The organism is Lysinibacillus sp. fkY74-1, from assembly GCF_053165895.1.
This window is the reverse complement of sequence record NZ_CP170173.1, coordinates 3,145,186-3,165,519: the sequence shown is the minus strand read 5'-3', so window position 1 is coordinate 3,165,519 and position 20,334 is coordinate 3,145,186. Positions and strand designations below refer to the sequence as shown.

Annotated in this window: 19 protein-coding genes, 1 riboswitch and 1 other annotated feature; of the genes, 17 read left to right on the top strand and 2 right to left on the bottom strand. The window is 38.3% G+C overall.

The genetic code is table 11. The features are described from left to right. The first annotated feature begins 15 nt into the window (after positions 1–15). The 16 genes from recD2 (at position 16) to mtnN (ending at position 17,766) form a co-directional block, all read left to right on the top strand. The gene (gene recD2, locus ACE1MS_RS15545; protein WP_031419245.1) at positions 16–2,448 is read left to right on the top strand and encodes an SF1B family DNA helicase RecD2; all 2,433 of its coding nucleotides are present in this window, start codon (positions 16–18) and stop codon (positions 2,446–2,448) included. A 122-nt stretch (positions 2,449–2,570) separates the two neighbouring features. After that, positions 2,571–4,004 (top strand): 4-hydroxyphenylacetate 3-monooxygenase, oxygenase component, encoded by a 1,434-nt coding sequence (hpaB, locus tag ACE1MS_RS15540; protein ID WP_197225081.1) that lies wholly within the window; start codon positions 2,571–2,573, stop codon positions 4,002–4,004. Positions 4,005–4,061: 57 nt separating this feature from the next. Further along, positions 4,062–4,226: riboswitch (M-box (ykoK) riboswitch) on the top strand. 244 nt (positions 4,227–4,470) lie between these two features. After that, positions 4,471–5,436, top strand: coding sequence for a magnesium/cobalt transporter CorA (corA, locus tag ACE1MS_RS15535; protein ID WP_012295396.1), 966 nt, complete (start codon positions 4,471–4,473; stop codon positions 5,434–5,436). 68 nt (positions 5,437–5,504) lie between these two features. After that, positions 5,505–5,720, top strand: a binding site (T-box leader). A 146-nt stretch (positions 5,721–5,866) separates the two neighbouring features. Further along, positions 5,867–8,527: an alanine--tRNA ligase gene (gene alaS, locus ACE1MS_RS15530; protein ID WP_031419244.1), complete on the top strand. Its 2,661-nt coding sequence runs from the start codon at positions 5,867–5,869 to the stop codon at positions 8,525–8,527. Positions 8,528–8,615: 88 nt separating this feature from the next. Beyond that, positions 8,616–8,882, top strand: a complete 267-nt coding sequence (locus ACE1MS_RS15525) for an IreB family regulatory phosphoprotein (protein ID WP_004226839.1) — start codon at positions 8,616–8,618, stop codon at positions 8,880–8,882. 2 nt (positions 8,883–8,884) lie between these two features. Next, positions 8,885–9,301 carry a Holliday junction resolvase RuvX gene (gene ruvX / locus ACE1MS_RS15520; protein ID WP_031419242.1) on the top strand — a complete coding sequence of 139 codons (417 nt, stop codon included), beginning with the start codon at positions 8,885–8,887 and terminating at the stop codon, positions 9,299–9,301. A gap of 18 nt (positions 9,302–9,319) precedes the next feature. Further along, complete coding sequence (locus tag ACE1MS_RS15515; RefSeq protein ID WP_012295391.1) at positions 9,320–9,628, top strand: DUF1292 domain-containing protein; 309 nt, start codon at positions 9,320–9,322, stop codon at positions 9,626–9,628. A gap of 162 nt (positions 9,629–9,790) precedes the next feature. Then, entirely contained in the window at positions 9,791–10,318 is a 528-nt protein-coding gene (locus ACE1MS_RS15510; RefSeq protein ID WP_031419240.1) for a DUF1292 domain-containing protein, read from the top strand. Between the two features lie 301 nt (positions 10,319–10,619). After that, positions 10,620–11,747, top strand: a complete 1,128-nt coding sequence (gene mltG / locus ACE1MS_RS15505; protein ID WP_031419239.1) for an endolytic transglycosylase MltG — start codon at positions 10,620–10,622, stop codon at positions 11,745–11,747. 284 nt (positions 11,748–12,031) lie between these two features. Beyond that, positions 12,032–12,664: an O-methyltransferase gene (locus ACE1MS_RS15500; protein WP_447402973.1), complete on the top strand. Its 633-nt coding sequence runs from the start codon at positions 12,032–12,034 to the stop codon at positions 12,662–12,664. A 5-nt stretch (positions 12,665–12,669) separates the two neighbouring features. After that, positions 12,670–13,602 (top strand): peptidase U32 family protein, encoded by a 933-nt coding sequence (locus tag ACE1MS_RS15495; protein WP_036162215.1) that lies wholly within the window; start codon positions 12,670–12,672, stop codon positions 13,600–13,602. A 15-nt stretch (positions 13,603–13,617) separates the two neighbouring features. Further along, positions 13,618–14,898, top strand: a complete 1,281-nt coding sequence (locus ACE1MS_RS15490) for a peptidase U32 family protein (protein WP_012295386.1) — start codon at positions 13,618–13,620, stop codon at positions 14,896–14,898. Next, a complete protein-coding gene (gene udk, locus ACE1MS_RS15485) occupies positions 14,898–15,536 on the top strand; it encodes a uridine kinase (RefSeq protein WP_008180943.1) in 639 nt (212 codons plus the stop codon). The genes ACE1MS_RS15490 and udk overlap by 1 nt, the downstream gene beginning before the upstream one ends. A gap of 175 nt (positions 15,537–15,711) precedes the next feature. Then, positions 15,712–16,200, top strand: a complete 489-nt coding sequence (greA, locus tag ACE1MS_RS15480; protein WP_031419233.1) for a transcription elongation factor GreA — start codon at positions 15,712–15,714, stop codon at positions 16,198–16,200. A 154-nt stretch (positions 16,201–16,354) separates the two neighbouring features. Then, the gene (locus ACE1MS_RS15475) at positions 16,355–17,014 is read left to right on the top strand and encodes a YrrS family protein (RefSeq protein ID WP_197149847.1); all 660 of its coding nucleotides are present in this window, start codon (positions 16,355–16,357) and stop codon (positions 17,012–17,014) included. 59 nt (positions 17,015–17,073) lie between these two features. Then, positions 17,074–17,766, top strand: coding sequence for a 5'-methylthioadenosine/S-adenosylhomocysteine nucleosidase (gene mtnN / locus ACE1MS_RS15470; protein ID WP_012295382.1), 693 nt, complete (start codon positions 17,074–17,076; stop codon positions 17,764–17,766). A 328-nt stretch (positions 17,767–18,094) separates the two neighbouring features. Here the strand turns inward: mtnN and sigK are convergent, their stop codons facing one another. Beyond that, complete coding sequence (gene sigK, locus ACE1MS_RS15465; protein ID WP_008180932.1) at positions 18,095–18,802, bottom strand: RNA polymerase sporulation sigma factor SigK; 708 nt, start codon at positions 18,800–18,802, stop codon at positions 18,095–18,097. 86 nt (positions 18,803–18,888) lie between these two features. Continuing rightward, positions 18,889–19,389: a CDP-diacylglycerol--serine O-phosphatidyltransferase gene (gene pssA, locus ACE1MS_RS15460; RefSeq protein ID WP_051563351.1), complete on the bottom strand. Its 501-nt coding sequence runs from the start codon at positions 19,387–19,389 to the stop codon at positions 18,889–18,891. Positions 19,390–19,524: 135 nt separating this feature from the next. Between pssA and ACE1MS_RS15455 the strand changes: the two genes are divergently transcribed. Beyond that, the gene (locus tag ACE1MS_RS15455) at positions 19,525–20,307 is read left to right on the top strand and encodes a phosphatidylserine decarboxylase (protein ID WP_031419229.1); all 783 of its coding nucleotides are present in this window, start codon (positions 19,525–19,527) and stop codon (positions 20,305–20,307) included. Positions 20,308–20,334: the final 27 nt, after the last annotated feature.

The following is a 20,334-nucleotide window of genomic DNA, read 5'->3' as shown; positions in this document are numbered from 1 at the left end:
AAGGGCGGACCGAACATGACAGATCATCTCGATTTATTTGAACTCAATAAATTTTTTATTCTCGGACGTCCGATCGTCTCTATTTTTCATAACACCCAAAATATGTATTCCATTATTCGAGTGAAAATTCAAGAGACAAACTTACAATATGAAGATAAAGAAATTATTGTTGTTGGCTATTTTCCACCGTTACAAATGGATGAGCAATACCGCTTTACAGGTATATTAAAACAGCATCCTAAATATGGTGCACAATTTCAAATCGAGACATTTACAAAAGAGGTACCCGCTACTGAACAAGGAATTATTCATTATTTATCCAGTGACCTATTTGTGGGAATTGGGAGAAAAACAGCTGAAACCATTGTTGAAAAACTGGGTGCTAATGCATTACGCCTTATTTTAGAAGATCCGAGTGCACTGGATGCTGTTCCACGTTTATCATCTGAAAAAAAAGAAGTGATTCATCGGACGATTGAGCAAAACCTTGGTTTAGAACGGGTAATGATACAGTTGAATGAATGGGGCTTTGGTCCACAGCTGGGAATGAAGATCTATCAAACCTATCGAACGGAGGCTGTTGAATTACTAACAGAAAATCCATATCGCTTGATAGAAGATGTGGAAGGTGTTGGGTTCTTTCGAGCAGATGAGCTGGGTGCAAAGCTAGGGATTACCGGTAAACATCCTGATCGTGTCAAAGCAGCGATTTTACATATTTTAAATACGGCTGCATTATCTGACGGGCATGTATATTTAGACGCGGAGCATGTACTACCACTTGTAAAGGAAATGCTTGAACAAAGTCAACGTCAGGAAATTCCGTTTGAAGACATCTCAAAAGCATGTATTGAGCTACGGGAAGATGGAAAAGTTTGCGGAGAAGAAACAAGGTTATATTTGCCTTCACTTTATTTTTCTGAGGTAGGAATTGCCTCCAAAATATTGACGCTTGTTGAACGAAATAGCAAGACTGAACATTTTAGCAAAGATGAGATTCGTAAAGCGATTGGTGAAACTGAGGAACTACTCCAGGTGACATATGCTGAAACACAAGCAAATGCTATTGAACAGGCTTTAAATTCAGCTGTAATGATTTTAACAGGTGGACCTGGTACGGGTAAAACGACTGTTGTACGTGGGGTTGTTGAGGTGTATGCGAAGCTTCATGGTTTATCATTGAATCCAAAAGAATATGCTCAAAAAGAGGAGCCTTTTCCCATTATCCTTTGTGCACCCACTGGGCGAGCTGCCAAGCGCTTAGCTGAATCGACTGAACTACCAGCTATGACCATTCATCGTTTACTCGGCTTTACAGGTCAAGAAAAAGAAGAAGAGACTGAACGGGAGGTAACAGGTAAGCTTATTATTGTAGATGAAATGTCCATGGTGGATACTTGGCTTGCTCATCAGTTATTAAAAGCTTTACATGAGGATGTACAGGTTGTCTTTGTAGGGGACCAGGACCAATTACCGCCTGTAGGACCAGGACAGGTATTAAAGGATTTATTAGCATCCAAGCAACTCCCAACGGTGGAATTGACAGATGTTTACCGACAAGCAGAGGGTTCTACCATTATTGAATTAGCCCATCAAATAAAAAAAGGAACCATTCCGCAAGATTTAACATCGAAAACTACTGATCGCTCGTTTATTAAATCTTCCGTCGATCAGATTGGAAATGTTGTGACACAGGTAGTAAAAAGTGCCGTTGCTAAAGGGCAAGAAATTCGTAATATTCAGGTGTTAGCACCGATGTATAAAGGTCCCGCTGGCATTGATAATTTAAATAAGATGATTCAAGAGCTTATTAATCCTAATGATACAGGGACACGAAAGGAACTTGTCTTTGGGGACGTAACGTATCGGATAAAGGATAAAGTTCTGCAGCTAGTCAATCAGCCTGAAAGTAATGTTTTTAATGGGGATATGGGAGAGGTCATTAGTATTATTAAGGCAAAGGAGACAGTAGAAAAACAAGATTTACTAATTGTATCCTTTGATGGCATTGAAGTGACCTATCAACGCAGTGACCTCAATCAATTGACACTTGCTTATTGCTGCTCCATTCATAAATCTCAAGGTTCAGAGTTTCAAACCGTCATTATGCCTGTTGTCAAAGGGTATTCGAAAATGCTGCGGCGGAATCTTTTATACACAGGTATTACAAGAGCGAAAAACTTTTTAATTTTATGTGGGGAACCAGACGTTCTAGCAGATGGCTTGCAGCGGACAGATGATTTACAGCGTTTTACTTCGTTGCGTGCTCGATTAAATCCAATGGATGTCGACGAAGTAATGGTTGAGGTTGAGGCAGTTCCAGTAAAACAAGAGGCTGTGCAAGAAATAGCTATCGAGGACCATAAATTAACAGTTGAAACAGCTCCTTATATTCATCCAATGATTGGGATGGATGATGTCTCCCCCTATGATTTTTTGGAGATGTAAAGATTGTACCCGATTAGATTCTCGCTAATCGGGTTTTTCTACTGTGCTGTCGTCACCTAATATTTGGACATTTCATATACTACATAAGTACAAAAACATAGGAAATGTTTAGGAGTGACAACATGCCAATAATGACAGGACAGCAGTATATTGAACGTATCGATGCTTTAAACACGTATATTTCAATTGATGGGGAAGTGGTGACGGGCAAGGTGTCAGAACATCCTGCATTTAAGGGAATCATGCAAAGTCAGGCAAAGCTTTTTGATTTACAGCATCAAGAATCATACCTTGAAAAAATGACATATGAATCGCCAACTAGCAAACAGAGAGTCGGCATGTCTTTCCTTCAAGTATTGAGTCCCGAGGATCTCGTAAAAAGACGTATGGCCGCAAGAGAATGGGCTTTACAAACAAACGGTTTGATGGGAAGAAGTCCTGACTACATGAATACGACATTGATGGCTTTGGCATCAGCATCGAACTTTTTGAAAGATAAGCCAAATTGTTTTCCAGACCATTTGCAGAAGTTTTATGAATATGCCCGTGAGAATGATATTTCCATGACACATACGTTTATAGAGCCGCAAGTAAACCGTAAACGTTATTACTATGAGGATGAAGAAGTAACAATAGCTGCCAAAATTGTTGCAAAAACGGGCGAAGGCTTAGTCATTAAAGGAGCTAGGTTACTAGCCACTCAGGGAGGAATAACGGATGAACTTCTTGTTCTATCCACAAATGGCTTTGATGAAGGAAAAGGTTTTGGCTTTTCTATACCGAGTAACACAAAGGGCTTAAAGTTTTTATGTCGGCAATCTTTTGTCGGAGGAGATTCTAGGTTTGATCATCCTTTAAGTGCACGTTTTGAAGAAATGGATGCGATTGTTGTTTTTGATGATGTAGTGGTTCCGTGGGAGCGGGTATTTTATTACGAAAATGTTGAAGTAGCCAATCAATTTATGAATGTTAGTGGCTTCCAATCGTATACTTTGCATCATGTGCTATCACGTCAAATTGCTAAAACAGAATTTATCCTAGGGATTGTACAAACGATTGTAGATACCATAAATATTGGGGATTACCAACATGTCCATCAAAAAGTGGTAGATGTCATCGTAGCATTAGAAACGATGAAAGCACTGCAATTAAAATCAGAAATTGAGGCACAAAGGGATTCCTTCGGCTTTATACGACCAGACCTATCGACATTACAGGTTGCTATTCATATTTTCCCGAAAGTATATCCTACCTTTACAGATATCATCCAGCTATTGGGAGCAAGTGGATTAATGTCCATACCGAGTGAAAAAGCTTTTGCCACAGATGATGGGGATCTTGATCATTATCTGCAATCATTTCAAGACAAAGGGGAAGAACGAGTTAAAAAGTTCCGTTTAGCTTGGGATTTAACGATGAGTAATTTCGGCACAAGGCAAACACTATATGAACGATTTTTCTTTGGAGATCCTGTTCGTCTGTCAAGCCTACTCTATCAATCGTATAAACGCGATCATTTAGTGAAAAGAGTAGAAGACTTTTTGAAAAATGATTGATAGAAAGTTTGACAGTTATGAAACTATCCGTTATTATTTACAGGAACAAAAAAATAAGACTCCCTTCGTTAGGTGAGGCTCCTATGTGGAGATACGCTACTACCCAAAAATGTCGAGAGACGCCAATGGGTCAACAGAAATCATCGAAATAAGGTGTTTTTTAACGTAGCTGGGCAATTTCCTATGCCGCATAGTGCTAAAACTCAACGTTTGAAGGTAACAAATAGGCAAAGTTTTTTTGCTATTTTTTGATATGTGTATTCAACACGCCTTCATTCGTAGAAGGCGTGTTTTTGTTATGAAAGGAAGGTGATGAGAAATGGATAGTAGTCCTGAACCGAGTAAGCATGGGGTAGGTAGTCAGCATTTATGGAGACAGCCGTCGTTTCTTATCGCCGGCACAGACAGAAGGTTTGAAAAGATGACCTTTTGTTACTTTTTATAATAAAACACGAGGTGAAGTATCATGATTAAAATTCACTATTTCAATCACAATAGCAAAACAGTTCAACACGATTTCAATATGAATGATTTACGACTTCCCATTCATAGCGAGGATTTACTATGGGTAGATTTATATGCGTATAGTCATAATGAATTAAATAATATAGCAGATGTATTTGGCTTTCATCCACTAGCAGTGGAAGATTGCTTACATGAAGGCTCACGCCCAAAAATGGATAGTTATGGGGATTATAAATTTTTCGTTTTCCATGCACCTATCTATAATGAAAAAAGTAACAATGAAATTTCAACGGTCGAGTTGAATATTTTTATGGGACCAAATTATATTGTTACAGTCCATAAACAAAAATTACAATGGCTAGGCCAGATAGAAAAAGTTTGTTTAAATAGTCCTAAATATTTGGAAAAAGGCACTGACTTTTTATTGCATACCATCATTGATGGAATAACAGATGAGTATTTCCCTGTATTAGAACGAATTCGAGCACGGATTGATGAGCTAGAACAAGAGGTTTATGATTATCAACCGAAAGTAGTAACAGAGGAATTCCTTTCATTAAAACGAACAATTATTTTAATTCGTCAGGCCATCATGCCACAGCGAAGAATTTTTTCTACCATTAATGGTCAATGGAAATTTGATGTACAAGAGGAAAATATCCCCTTCTATAAGGATTTAAATGATCATCTTGAACGGATTGTCGACTCCACTGAAACGTATAGAGATTTAGTCAACAGCACGCTAGATACGTATTACTCCATTATTAGCGGCAAGTCTATTGAAAAGCTGAACCTGTTAACCGTTATTTCCACAATTATGCTACCGTTAACTGTTATTACTAGCTTCTTTGGCATGAATGTACCTTTACCTTATCAGGATTCACCTATTACAACAATTGCACTAAGTGCCTTTTTAGTGTTATTTACATGGGGAATGTGGGCATACTTCAGAAAAATGATTGCCTAGTTATAATTAGTCATACGAGTGCTAATTGACAGGTGAATATATTTTTCTTATAATTTTCGTTAGAAAAAGTAAACACGATGATGGAAAAAGTACGTAATTGCACGTGTAGTAGAAAGGGATTTCTAGGCTGGAAAAATCCTCACAGTGCAAATGCCGAAAGCTACTCCGGAGTGCAGTTAATCCCTGCCGTTCACTGACGTTACAAGTGCTAAAGAGGTAAGTAAGAGCTTTTACTTACAACTAGGGTGGTACCGCGAGACAGCTGATAAGTCCTCGTCCCTTTTTGGGATGAGGGCTTTTTTATTTTCATTTAGTAAAAGAAACCCATTTATAGTGGTTGATGCCAATTATTGCTGGCAGGGAATAGATGGGTCGTCAAGGTTTGATTCATATCGTGATTTTACAATATAAACTAGGAGGAATTTATCCAATGAAAGCAGTAGATATTCGTCAAATGTATTTGGAATTTTTTAAAGAAAAGGGGCATCACCATGAACCTTCTGCACCTCTAGTGCCAATCAATGATCCATCCCTACTTTGGATTAATTCTGGTGTTGCTACACTTAAACCGTATTTTGACGGTCGTGTTATTCCTGACAACCCTCGAATTACAAATGCACAAAAATCAATTCGTACCAACGATATTGAAAACGTAGGGAAAACAGCGCGTCACCATACTTTTTTTGAAATGTTAGGGAACTTCTCTATTGGTGATTACTTTAAAAAAGAAGCTATTCACTATGCTTGGGAATTTTTAACGGATAAAAAGTGGATGGGCTTTGATCCTGAATTACTATCAATCACAATCCATCCTGAAGATCAGGAAGCATATGATGTTTGGCATCAAGAAATTGGTATTCCTGAAGAACGTTTAATTCGTTTAGAAGGGAACTTTTGGGATATTGGTGAAGGTCCATCTGGTCCAAACTCAGAGATTTTCTATGACCGGGGCGTAGAATACGGCTCAGACGAAAATGACCCAGAAATGTACCCAGGTGGGGAAAATGAGCGTTATTTAGAAATTTGGAACCTAGTGTTCTCTCAATTCAACCATAATCCTGATGGGACGTATACACCGCTACCAAAGCAAAATATTGATACTGGTATGGGGCTGGAGCGTATTGTCTCAGTTGTTCAAAATGTACCAACAAATTTTGATACGGATTTATTTATGCCTATCATTGAAAAAATTGAGGAATTTGCCAACCGTAAATACAAACGACCAAGTGAAGTGGATTTAAATGAAATTTTTGGCTCAGAAGAAGATATTAATACGCCATTTAAAGTTATTGCAGACCACATTCGTACTGTAGCGTTTGCTATTGGTGACGGCGCACTTCCTTCAAACGAAGGGCGTGGCTATGTATTACGTCGCTTACTTCGTCGTGCTGTACGTTATGCAAAACAAATTGGCATTGAGAAACCATTTATGTTTGAACTGGTCCCAACAGTGGGTAAAATTATGGAAGACTTCTATCCAGAGGTAACGGAAAAATGTGAATTTATCCAACGCGTGATTAAGAATGAAGAAATTCGTTTCCATGAAACATTAGATGGTGGTCTTGCAATCTTTAATGAAGTGGCAGAATCACAAAAAGCCGCTGGTCATGATTTTATCCCAGGAGCAGATGCTTTCCGTTTATATGATACTTACGGTTTCCCAATCGAGTTAACGGAAGAATATGCAGAAGAAGTAGGAATGAAAGTCGATCATGAAGGCTTCGAAACAGCAATGGAGGAACAACGTGAACGTGCGCGTGCGGCTCGTCAAGATGTTGACTCTATGCAAGTACAAAATGAAGTATTAGCAAACTTAACAGTTGCCAGCGAATTTGTTGGCTTTGATACATTAGTAGCCAATACTGAAATTGCTGCAATGATTGTGAATGGTCAAGTAGAAAAAGTAGCATCTGAAGGCCAAGAAGCTTTAGTTATTTTAGCTAAAACACCATTCTATGCTGAAATGGGTGGTCAAATTGCCGATAGCGGTATCATTTCTAATGATAGCTTCACTGCTGTGGTAAAGGATGTTCAAAAAGCACCAAATGGTCAACCGCTCCACACAGTAATTGTTGAATCTGGTGAAATGCATGTGGAAGATGCTGTCCAAGCAATCGTTCATCGTGATGATCGCAATCTAATTATTAAAAACCATACAGCGACACATATTATGCAGCGTGCGTTAAAAGATGTATTAGGTGATCATGTCAACCAAGCAGGATCATATGTAGGTCCTGATCGTTTACGCTTTGACTTCTCTCACTTTGGTCAAGTGACTAAAGAGGAATTACAGCAAATTGAACGTATTGTAAATGAAAAAGTGTGGGATGATATAGAGGTCGTTATTGAAGAAATGGCCATCGATCAAGCGAAAGCAAAGGGTGCTATGGCATTATTCGGCGAAAAATATGGCGACGTTGTCCGTGTTGTTTCAATCGGAGACTATTCCATCGAGCTATGTGGTGGTATCCATGTAAAACGCTCTTCTGAAATAGGTTTCTTTAAAATTGTTTCAGAAGGTGGAATTGGTGCGGGTACTCGTCGTATTGAAGCTGTTACAGGTAAAGTGGCTTATGAAGTCGTAAAAGAAGAAGAAGCACTTTTAAATGATGCAGCAGCATTGTTAAAAGCAAATCCTAAAGATATCGTAACAAAAGTACAAGCATTACAGGGTGACTACAAAGAATTACAACGTGACAATGAAGCATTATCTCAAAAAATTGCCAATGCTCAAGCTGGGGCAATTGTAGATGCAGCACAAACAATTGGAGATGTCACAGTTCTTTCTACAAAAGTAGAAGCAAAAGACAATAACCAACTGCGTCAGATGATGGATGATTTAAAGGCAAAAATGCCAAAGGCTGTCATCGTCCTGGGAGCCGTGGATGGTGATAAAGTGATGCTATGTGCAGGGGTATCAAAAGAATTAGTTGGTGGCAATTACCATGCTGGAAATATCGTGAAAATGGTGGCAGAAGCTTGTGGTGGTAAAGGTGGCGGTCGCCCAGATATGGCAATGGCAGGAGCAAAGGATGCTTCAAAACTTGATGAAGCACTACTTTCTGTGTATGATTATGTTAAATCCATTTAATTAATTCACCAAAACATGTTATAATAAAGAGAAATTGGAGATGAGCTTGTTCGCACATCTCCTTATTTCTGAAAGCGAGGTGCTGGTCATGAGTTCATTTGATCAAACGATGAAATTTAATTTTCCAGAAGAATCAATGGAACAGGAAGTCAAGCAGGTAATGTTGAAAGTTCATTCTTCGTTAGAGGAAAAGGGATATAACCCTATCAATCAGATTGTTGGTTACTTACTTTCTGGTGATCCGGCGTATATTCCTCGCCATCAGGATGCTCGTAATTTAATTCGCAAGCTTGAGCGTGACGAAATTCTAGAAGAGCTTGTTAAATTTTATATCAAAAAGAATAACGAGGACTAGAAATGAGAATTATGGGATTAGACGTTGGGTCGAAAACCGTTGGAGTGGCTGTCAGTGATGCACTCGGTTGGACTGCCCAAGGTATTGAAACCGTAAAAATTGATGAGGCTAACGGCGAGTTCGGCATTGACCGTATCGCTGAGCTAGTAAAGGAATATGCAATAACACAATTTGTTGTAGGATTTCCGAAAAACATGAATAATACGGTTGGACCGCGTGGAGAGGCTTCTGAAAACTATAAAAAGTTATTGGAAGAAACGTTCTCACTACCGGTTACATTATGGGATGAACGTTTAACAACGATGGCAGCAGAACGTATGCTAATCGAAGCAGATGTGAGTCGCAAAAAGCGCAAGCAAGTCATTGATAAAATGGCGGCTGTGATGATTTTACAAGGCTATTTGGATAGCAAAAATTAATTGATGAGGTGACTATACATGGCAAACGAGCATAACCATGAAGAAGAATTACACGTTCAACACATTACAGTGATTGATGAAAACGGAAATGAACAGCTTTGTGAAGTGATTCACGTACATGAATCTCCAGAGTTTGGAAAATCATACGTATTTTACTCAATGGTAGGCGCAGAAGAAGATGAAGATGGCTCAGTTGAAATTTTCGTTTCTTCATTCGTACCATCTGATAACGGTGAAGATGGGGAACTAACACCTATCGAAACTGAAGCAGAATGGGATATGGTAGAAGACGTATTAAACGCTTTAGAAGATGAATACGAAGACTAATCTTCTTTCTTAAAGCTTGGAACAAGGATCGCAGCTTGCAGTCCTTGTTCCTTTTTTATTGAAAGTATTTATAGAGGCAACAAATTTCTAGAAAAATGATTATACAGTGGTTAAAGGAACTTTTTGGTAAATAACAAAAAACTGTCAGAAGGAGCAATTCGAATGAATGAGGAAACGCAAGAATTTATGATGATCGATGAAAATGGGAAGGAACAACATTGTCATGTAGTCTTTACATTTGATGCAGCGGATAAATCCTATGTGCTATTCTCCATGCTAGATGCTAATGGTGAAGAAATTCCAGGCGATCTTTCAGCCATGACTTTCGATTATGACGATAACAATGGCGAGATGACAAATCTCCAGCCTGTCAAAACGGATGCAGAATGGGAAATGATTAATGAGGTGGTATTAACACTCCTAGATGAATTTGAAGAAGAACCACAGCTTATTACCGTGATAAATGAAGATGGAACCGATCAAGTTTGTGAGGTGATTCATACTTTTACATCTGAGCAATTTGGTAAATCGTATGTATTATATGTGCCTGCGACAGATGAACCAATGGATGAACGTGAAATTTTCGCATCTCAATACCTGGCTGGCAATGACGGTTCTATCGAAGAATTATTACCCATTGAAACAGATGAGGAATGGGTGTACGTTGAAGATATATTAAACGAACTGTAAGAACTCTGAGTGGTTAGGGGCCACTCGGAGTTTTTTTGTTTTAGATAGAGAAGGAACTATTACAGTCTGTTATTATTGCAAAATGTTTATATTTATGCGATCCAAAAGCCTATAAGATACTAGCGAATTAGAAACAAACGATAGGAAGATACTGAAGCGTAAAAATTTTTAGCGAGCCAATCAGCCAGCAAAAATAGCTGGTTGATTTTTTATATATGCAAATTCTCCTGAATTGTCGATTTCTGTTTGTCGTGATAGTTGATTTCTAGTATGATATTGGATAGTGATAGGGGGGAAACCCGTGAATAACGGTACTAAAAAACAAGAAATGTTTTCAAAAATGCAGGAAAAAAAATCAGAGGTAAAAATCGTGAGAAAAATCGTTGCTATTGTGGCAATTGTTTTTGTCCTCGTAATAGGGATTGTCGGTTTATTTGGGTACAATTATGTTAAAGGTGCTTTAAAACCATTGGATCCTGATGCGACAAAAACAATTGCAGTAGAAGTACCAATCGGCTCTAGCTTGAGTTCAATTTCAACATTATTAGAGAAAAAAGGTGTTATTAAAGATGCGCGTGTTTTTAAATACTATGCAAAATTTAAAAACGAATCTCAATTCCAAGCAGGTAATTACGATTTAACGCAAGCAATGACATTTGATGAACTCATCGAAAGCTTAAAAACAGGGAAGGTATACCGAAAACCTGTCTTTACGATGACGATCCCCGAAGGCTTAACCATTGAGCAAATTGGGAAAGTGATTGAAAAGAAAACGCCATATTCACAAAAAGAATTTATGGATTTAGTAACGAGTGACACATTTGTTCAACAAATGATGGCTAACTATCCTGAACTAGTAACAGATGCAGTGTTAGCTGAAAATATTCGCTATGATTTAGAAGGCTATTTATATCCAGCTACTTACTCGTACTATGAGGAAAAGCCATCTCTAGAAGCAATTGTTGAAGAGATGATCGCGGCTATGAACAAAGTGGTGAAAAATTATAGTGATGTTTTAGTGGAAAAACAAATGTCCGTTCACCAGCTGTTAACATTTGCCTCATTATTAGAAGAAGAAGCTACGGCTCAAACAGATCGAGAAACAATAGCAAGTGTCTTCTATAATCGTATTGATGAAGGGATGCCACTACAAACAGACCCAACTGTTTTATATGCACTTGGCGATCATAAAGATCGTGTGCTGTATGAAGACTTAGAAGTAGATAATGCCTATAATACTTACAAAAATAAAGGTTTACCACCAGGCCCAATTGCAGGTGCTGGAAAGACTTCTATTGAGGCGACATTGAACCCTAGTCAAACAGATTATTTCTATTTCTTAGCAGATAAAGAGGGTGTCAACCACTTCTCGAAAACATATGATGAACATTTACAGAAAATAGCGAAATATTTACAAAAAGAAGAATAGACGTATGTGAAGAGAAAATTGCATAGAACAAACATAGAAAGTAGAAGGAAAGAAAAATAGCTTTCCTTCTATTTTCATGCTATTATAAAGTGTGATTTTTGATCAATCCGTTATTCGGGACAAATATACGTGGTGGCAATTGTTTTGAGCATGTAAAAAACAATTGCTCATTTTTGTATGGCAAAGTACCAAGACATCACGTTTGGTCTTTTTCTTTTTGTTGATAAATGATGAAGTACGGACAACGTCTACATGCACGTTGCCATTTAATTGAGGGTGGAACAATGGAATTATCAGATGCATATATACAATCATTTATACAGCCACGTAATGAATTGCTTTTAGAAATGGAAGCCTATGCGGAGGAGAATCATGTACCGATTATGCAGCTTGCAGGTATTGATGCATTAAATCAATTGTTGCGCATTCAAAATCCGCAAAAAATTTTAGAAATTGGCACGGCAATTGGATATTCTGCTATTCGGATGGCAGAAGCTTTGCCAAATGTCCAGATCGTTACGATTGAACGCGATATAGAGCGTGTTACAAAAGCAAAGGCCTATATTGAACGGTCAACCGTATCTAATCGAATTAGGGTCATTGAAGGCGACGCTTTAGAGATAGACGATAAGGCCATTGACACAGAGTTTGATGCAGTATTTATCGATGCCGCAAAGGGACAATATCAGCGCTTCTTTGAAAAGTACGCTCCCCTCGTGAAATCAGGTGGAGTCTTGTATATCGACAATATGTATATGCATGGCTTGTCAGATTTAGATTTGAAGGATGTTCCACGTCGTAAACGTACAATGATCCGCAATTTAAAAAACTTCACAGAATGGATAATGCAGCACCCGGATTATACCAGTGCTTTTTTACCAGTAGGTGACGGTTTATTACTATGTTTGAAGAGGTGACTACTATGAAAAAACCAGAATTGCTTGTGACACCACAATCATTAGAACATATTAAAGCACTTTTAGAAGCTGGAGCAGATGCTTTTGTTATTGGTGAACAACAATTTGGTCTACGTCTAGCAGGAGAATTCTCAGTAGATGAAGTGGAAGAGGCAACGAAGCTCATTCACGCAGCTGGTAAAAAAGTTTATGTTGCAGTGAATGCCCTTTTCCATAATGAAAAGCTGGAGGCACTTGCCGACTATTTAAAAGACATGCAACGTATTGGTGTGGATCGTTTAATTTATGGCGACCCAGCAGTATTAATTATTCGTCGTGAGCAAGGCGTAACGATTCCATTGCATTGGAATCCGGAGACGACTGCAACAAACTGGTTTACGGCTAATTACTGGGGAAAACGCGGTGCGACTCGTGCAGTGTTAGCACGTGAGCTTTCTCTTGATGAGGTATTAGAAATTAAAGAAAGTGCGGAATTAGAAATTGAAGTACAAGTACATGGTATGACATGTATGTTCCAATCAAAACGCCCGCTACTTGGCCATTATTTCTTATATCAAGATAAAGTGATGGAAATTGAAAATCGTAAAGATAATCGAAACATGTTCCTACATGATGATGAGCGCAATAATAAATATCCAATTTATGAAGATGTAAACGGTACGCATATTTTTAGTCCTAATGACATGTGTGTTATTGATGAGCTTGGCGAATTATTCGAAGGCGGCATCGATGCCCTAAAAATTGAGGGTGTGCTACAAACCCCAGAGTATGTCGTAACTGTGACGGAGGCCTATCGCAAGGCCATCGATGCATATTTTGACGAATCCGAAGAAGCATATGATGACATAAAAGATGAATTATTAGCAAAAATTGAAGATATTCAACCAGCCATTAGACCATTAGATACAGGCTTTATCTTCAAGGAAACGGTTTACTAAGAGGGGGGCAATAACATGGCATTAGCGTTAGAACAAAATGACAAAATCCGTGACATTGTCGACGGTAAACGTGTCATTACAAAAAAACCAGAGCTACTTGCCCCAGCGGGTAGCTTAGAAAAATTAAAAGTAGCTGTGCATTACGGTGCAGATGCTGTATTTATTGGTGGACAAGAGTTTGGTCTACGTTCCAATGCAGATAATTTCTCTATTGAAGAAATGCGTGAGGGTGTAGAGTTTGCTAATCGATATGGTGCGAAAATTTATGTAACAACAAATATATTTGCACATAATGAAAATATGGAAGGCTTGGAGCGATATTTAAAAGATATTGAGTCGGCAGGTGTTACAGGTATCATCGTAGCAGATCCACTAATTATTGAAACATGCCGCACAGCGGCTCCTAAGCTTGAAATTCACCTTTCTACACAGCAGTCATTGTCCAACTGGAAGGCAGTGCAGTACTGGAAGGAAGAAGGCTTACATCGTGTTGTGTTAGCACGTGAAGTAGGCGGAGAAGAAATGAAATTGATGAAGGAAAAAGTCGATATTGAAATCGAGGCCTTTGTTCATGGCGCTATGTGTATTGCTTATTCGGGCCGTTGCGTATTATCTAACCATATGACTGCTCGTGACTCTAACCGTGGTGGTTGTTGCCAATCTTGTCGTTGGGATTACGATTTATATGAATTAGAAGATGGGGAAGAAAAAGCACTGTTTGATGATACTCATGCACCTTTTGCTATGAGCCCAAAAGATTTGAAGTTAATTGAAGCGATTCCACATATGATCGAGCTCGGTATTGATTCTTTAAAAGTGGAAGGTCGTATGAAATCGATTCACTATGTAGCAACAGTTGTATCCGTCTACCGCAAAGTTATCGATGCTTATTGCGCAGATCCAGATAATTTTAAAATTAAACGTGAATGGCTAGAGGAGCTAGATAAATGTGCAAACCGTGATACGGCTGAAGCATTCTTCCATGATGCACCTGGCTCAGAGGAGCAAATGTTTGGTATACATGGCCGAAAAACTACATTTGAATTTGCTGGTTTAATTTTAGAACATGATCCAGAAACAAAAATGGTCACTATGCAGCAACGAAATTATTTTAAACCTGGTGACGAAGTAGAGTTCTTTGGCCCAGAAATTGAGAATTTCCGTCTGACAATGGGAGAAATTTGGGATGAAGATGGCAATAGCCTAGATGCAGCACGTCATCCATTACAAATTGTTAAATTTAAATGTGACACACCATTAATGCCGCATAACATGATGCGAAAGGAGAATAACTAATGGAAGTGAAGCGTCCTGTTGTTATCGGTATAGCAGGTGGCTCATGCTCAGGAAAAACGAGTGTGACGCGCGCCATCTATGATGTTTTCCGAGAGCATTCAGTTGTTGTGATTGAACAAGACTTTTATTATAAAGATCAAAGTCATTTAACATTTGAAGAGCGATTAGGAACAAACTATGATCATCCGTTAGCATTCGATAATGATTTATTAATACAGCACATAAAAAAACTTTTAGTACGTCAACCAATCGAAAAACCGGTTTATGATTACGTGCAGCATACTAGAGCAGCAGAAGTAATCCATGTTGAACCGGTAGATGTTATTATTCTAGAAGGGATTCTCGTGCTAGAGGATGCTGATTTACGTGATTTAATGGATATTAAATTATTTGTAGATACCGATTCTGATTTACGAATCATTCGTCGTATCATGCGTGATATTAAAGAACGCGGACGTACTACAGATTCAGTCATTGATCAGTACTTATCAGCGGTTCGACCAATGCATAATTTATTCATTGAACCTACAAAACGTTATGCTGATATCATTATTCCTGAAGGTGGGGATAATGAGGTTGCCATCGATTTAATGGTAACGAAAATTAAAACTATTCTTGAAACCGACAACGTATTGTAATAAGATAGAGTGGTATTGACAATATTTACATGCATATTTTAAAAAGGCATGCATACTATTAGGTCAAAGCGTATTTGAAAAACGTTTAAAAATAATAAAATTCGATTAAATGCACCTTGCAAGCATTTAATCGAGTTTTATGTTTTTATATTGAAGAAACAAGGAGTGAAGGACTTTGGCAAATGAAAAACAGTACCCTATGACAGCTGAGGGAAAACGTAAATTAGAAGAAGAATTAGTGAAATTAGAAACAGAAACACGTAAAGAAATCGTGGAACGTATAAAAATAGCTCGTGATTTTGGTGATCTTTCTGAGAACGCTGAATACGATTCAGCAAAAGAAGAACAAGCCTTTTTAGAAGGGCGTATTTCAACTTTAAAATCAATGATCCGTAATGCAGTGATTATTTCTGAGGATGAAACTGATAACAGCGTTGTATCACTTGGGAAAACGGTTACATTTGTAGAAATTATTAATGGGAAACCATCAACTGAAGAAGAATCTTATACAATTGTAGGTTCGGCTGAAGCAGATCCAATGGAATTCCGTATTTCCAACGAATCACCAATTGCCAAGGGCTTACTTGGCCGTGCTGAAGGCGAAGAAGTAGCCGTTCAAACTCCTGGTGGTGAAATGAAAGTTAAGATTGTTTCAATTAAATAAAATGTAAGTGGACAAGCAGTTGGTCTTTCTAATTTAGAGAGGCTAGCTGCTTTTATTTTTCGAGCTGAAGTGCCACGAAGTAAATTAATGAGTATAATTATTTTGCAAGTACTGCCGAACTTGATAGAATATTTGCTAGAGAGGGGGAGGAAATATGAGTGAACGACAAACTCGTAGTAGTCGTCATTTGCAGCCATCTCGTAATAAAAAGCTAGATAAACTATTGAATGTTTTAATTGGTGTAGTGGTTGTACTAATTATTATCACAGCAACTTATGTGTTTAAATGGCAAGATGATGCAGAACAAACAGTGAAAGATGAACCAGCTCAAGAGGAAAAAGACGACAACAAAGAAGTAGATAAAGAGCCTGTGAAAGAGGATGAAAAGGATTTGGCTGTAGAGGAAGATAAAGCTTCAGAGGAAGAGGATGTATCAGAGCCTGAAGAAATGCAGCAGGATCAAGGTACACCAGAAGAATCCACTTCAGATAATCCAAACGTAGAGAAAGTTATAACAAATAAAAATTGGCAGCCAACAGCTACTACTCAAACAGGCCAACATGTGTCTTCCTACGATTCTTCATCAGTAGACTGGTCTGAAAAGGTAGCAACTGTTTCTGGTGTAACGGGTATCGACCAAGACAATATGATTATTTGGCGTATGCAAAATAATGGTGGTCCTAATTCTTCAATAGCCACAGTGTCAACAAAAGATAAATCACAGATGTACCGTGTAAGTATGGAATGGGTGGACAATGAAGGATGGTTACCTGTAAAGCTTGAGCAGCTGAATACTTTAGAAGGTGCCTATTGACGAAAATCACACTTTTGATTATTTTTAATAGAGTTGATAAAGAAGGGAAGTAACATTACATGAAAATTGCAGTAATTGGGGCAATGGAAGAGGAAGTAGAATTACTACGAGCATCTTTAAACAATGCACAACGTACAACAATAGCAGGCAGTGAATATACAACAGGAACCTATGAAGGCAAGGAAGTTGTGTTATTAAAAAGTGGTATTGGTAAAGTCAATGCAGCTATGTCCACTACCATTCTTTTGCATGAGTTTAAGCCGGATGTTGTTATTAATACAGGCTCTGCTGGTGGTTATGATGAAGCCCTTGAGGTGGGAGCTGTAGTCATTTCCGATGAAGTTCGTCACCATGATGTGGATGTCACAATTTTTGGTTATGAAATTGGACAAATGGCTGGTATGCCAGCAGCTTATAAATCAGATGAACGATTAATGAAAGTAGCGGAGGAAGCTGTTAAGGCAGTTGGAGAGCATCAATATGGGATTGGTTTAATTTGCTCTGGGGATGCATTTATGAATGATCCTGAGCGTGTAGAAGCTGTTCGTCATCATTTCCCTCAAATGAAGGCGGTAGAAATGGAAGCGGCTGCGGTTGCACAAGTTTGTTATCAATTTGCCACACCTTTTGTAGTAATTCGTGCTTTATCAGATATAGCAGGAAAAGAGTCGAATATTAGCTTTGATGAGTTTTTACCAGTTGCTGCAAAACATTCGACACAAGTTGTCTTAAAAGCAATTGCCTCACTTTAATACACAAAACGGTCAAAATGTGTTATTGCTTATGTGAGAAAAATCACAGTGAATGAATGGTATAAATGCTACACTAGCTGTAATAAATCTCTTCATAATAGAATGGGAGGCATTCATGATGCTCGTATTAACAGTAGGTGTAGTGATTATCACTACTTTAATAGGTACATTGATTACGGCAGAACTTTCAGAATCAGCACATTCATAGAGTATAAAAAGTTCCTTTGCGACATTAGCTATATCGCAAAGGAACTTTTTTATGCCATAGAATCGGCACATTCTCCGGCAAACATGCATTGAATTTTTCTAGTGAACATTTTACAATATATTACTCAATTGACTTTTGGTCTCGTTTGTATAATTGATAGAGTTTAATGAGTGCCCGTTTTTCAATCCGAGATACATAGCTTCGAGAAATATTTAGCCGAGCTGCAATTTCCTTTTGCGTAAGGGCATCTTGTTGATTTAATCCATAGCGAAGCGTCACAATTTCTAGTTCGCGTTCATCAAGCATATGCAAATAATGATATAGCTGTGCCACATGTTCTTTATGTTCGATTTTCTCGGTTGCACTTTCTTCATCACATTGGAGTAAATCTCGAATTTGAAGCGCATTGCCATCTTTATCTGTTCCGATCGGCTCAAATAAGGAAACGTCTTTCTGCACTTTTTTCTGTGTGCGTAGATGCATTAAAATTTCATTTTCAATACATCGAGCTGCATATGTGGCAAGTCTTGTTTTTTTGTCCGGGGTATAGCTTTCTACCGCCTTCATTAGCCCGATTGTCCCAATGGAAATATAATCATCAAGTTGTTCATGTTTTGGATGGAATTTTTTTACGACGTGCGCGACGAGCCTCATATTGCGTTCTATTAGGTCCAGGCGTGCTTGCTCATCGCCACCTAAAAATCGTTCAATACAAGCAGCTTCCTCTTCTTTTGAAAAGGGTTTATGGAATGTTTGCCCCTTTAAGTAGCCAAGTAACGCTGGGATCTCAAGCCATAACTGCAACATTGATGTAAAAATTCCGCTCATTGAATGATTTCATCCTTTCCCCATTTTTCGACAGTATATGTTTCAAAGCTGTGGGAAATGAAAAAAGTGCAACAGCAATTGTGCTGTTACACTTTTTTTAACGTAAATGTACTAATCATGAGTAAAGCTAAAATTGGGAAAAGGAAAAGATAAAAGGCCGGATGGAACGTAGTGGCTACAAAATACGTTAAAGTTAAGAACGTACCAGCAGCTGTAATAGGTAAACCTGTGAAATAGCCATTTGCTTCACTAATATTAAAGCGGGCTAATCGCATCGCACCACAAACGATAAACAGGACGGCCATCATCATGCCGGCAAAACCAAAATCAACTAGAACAACTTCGTACATTAATAATGCAGGCGCCACGCCAAATGATATAATATCACTCATAGAATCTAATTGTTTACCTAACTCAGACACTTGTCCGAGTGCTCTAGCTACCTTACCATCATAGCGATCAAGAAGAGCTGCAATAAAGATAAACAAGACACTATAGCTATAGTATTCATGTAAAGTGGCCATAATAGCCGCGCCTCCAAAGGACATATTACTAATTGTAATGAAGTTAGCTGCGTGCGATTTCATTTTCTTAACCGTGGTATCCACCAACTTGTGATAAAAAAACAAGGGGGATCACTCCTTTGCACTTAAGATATTGTACCATTATACTTCGAATGCGAAAAAATTGACAGTCTAAATTAATGGATAGGGGTTTTACTGATGAAAGAAAAACTATATCAACGCTTGATAGAACTAACGAATGGTAAGCAGTCCTCTCACCTTTTGCAAGCTATTGCGAAAGCCAAGTGGAGTAAACGTATAATTCCAAGCTACATGAAGTTATACGATATAAACCTTGAAGAAGTTTCAAAAAAACAACAACAATTTGCAAGTTTACACGATTTTTTTACAAGAGAGCTTTTACAAGATGCACGCCCGATTGAAAAAAATCCGATGGTGTATGTAAGTCCTGTAGATGCCAAGGTAGAATCCTTTGGAAGAATTGAATGGGATATGACATTTCTTGTAAAGGGTAAGCCCTATGCACTAGAAGATTTACTTGGTAATTCGGAGCGAGCTGCCAACTATGCAGACGGCCATTTTATTGTTTTTTATTTAAGCCCTGCTGATTATCATCGTATTCACAGTCCAATTGATGGAGAAGTACTAAGACAGTATACGCTTGGTCAGAAATCTTATCCTGTGAATCAAATAGGCCTTACATACGGTAAAAAGCCAATTTCCCACAATTACCGTTTAGTAACAGAGTTGAAAACAGCCCATAATCAGCAAGTGGCGTTTATAAAAGTGGGGGCGACCTTCGTAAATTCAATAGTGCTCACAAACAGGACAATAAACTGGTATAAAGGGCAGGAAGTTGGCTATTTCTCCTTTGGTTCGACAGTGGTAATGCTGTTTGAAAAGGATGCGATTGAGTTTACGGAAAATGTTGTACAGGGCAACCCAATTCGAATGGGTGAAGCCTTTGCAAATATGCTATAATGGTCGAATAATACGTTAAGATTAGGG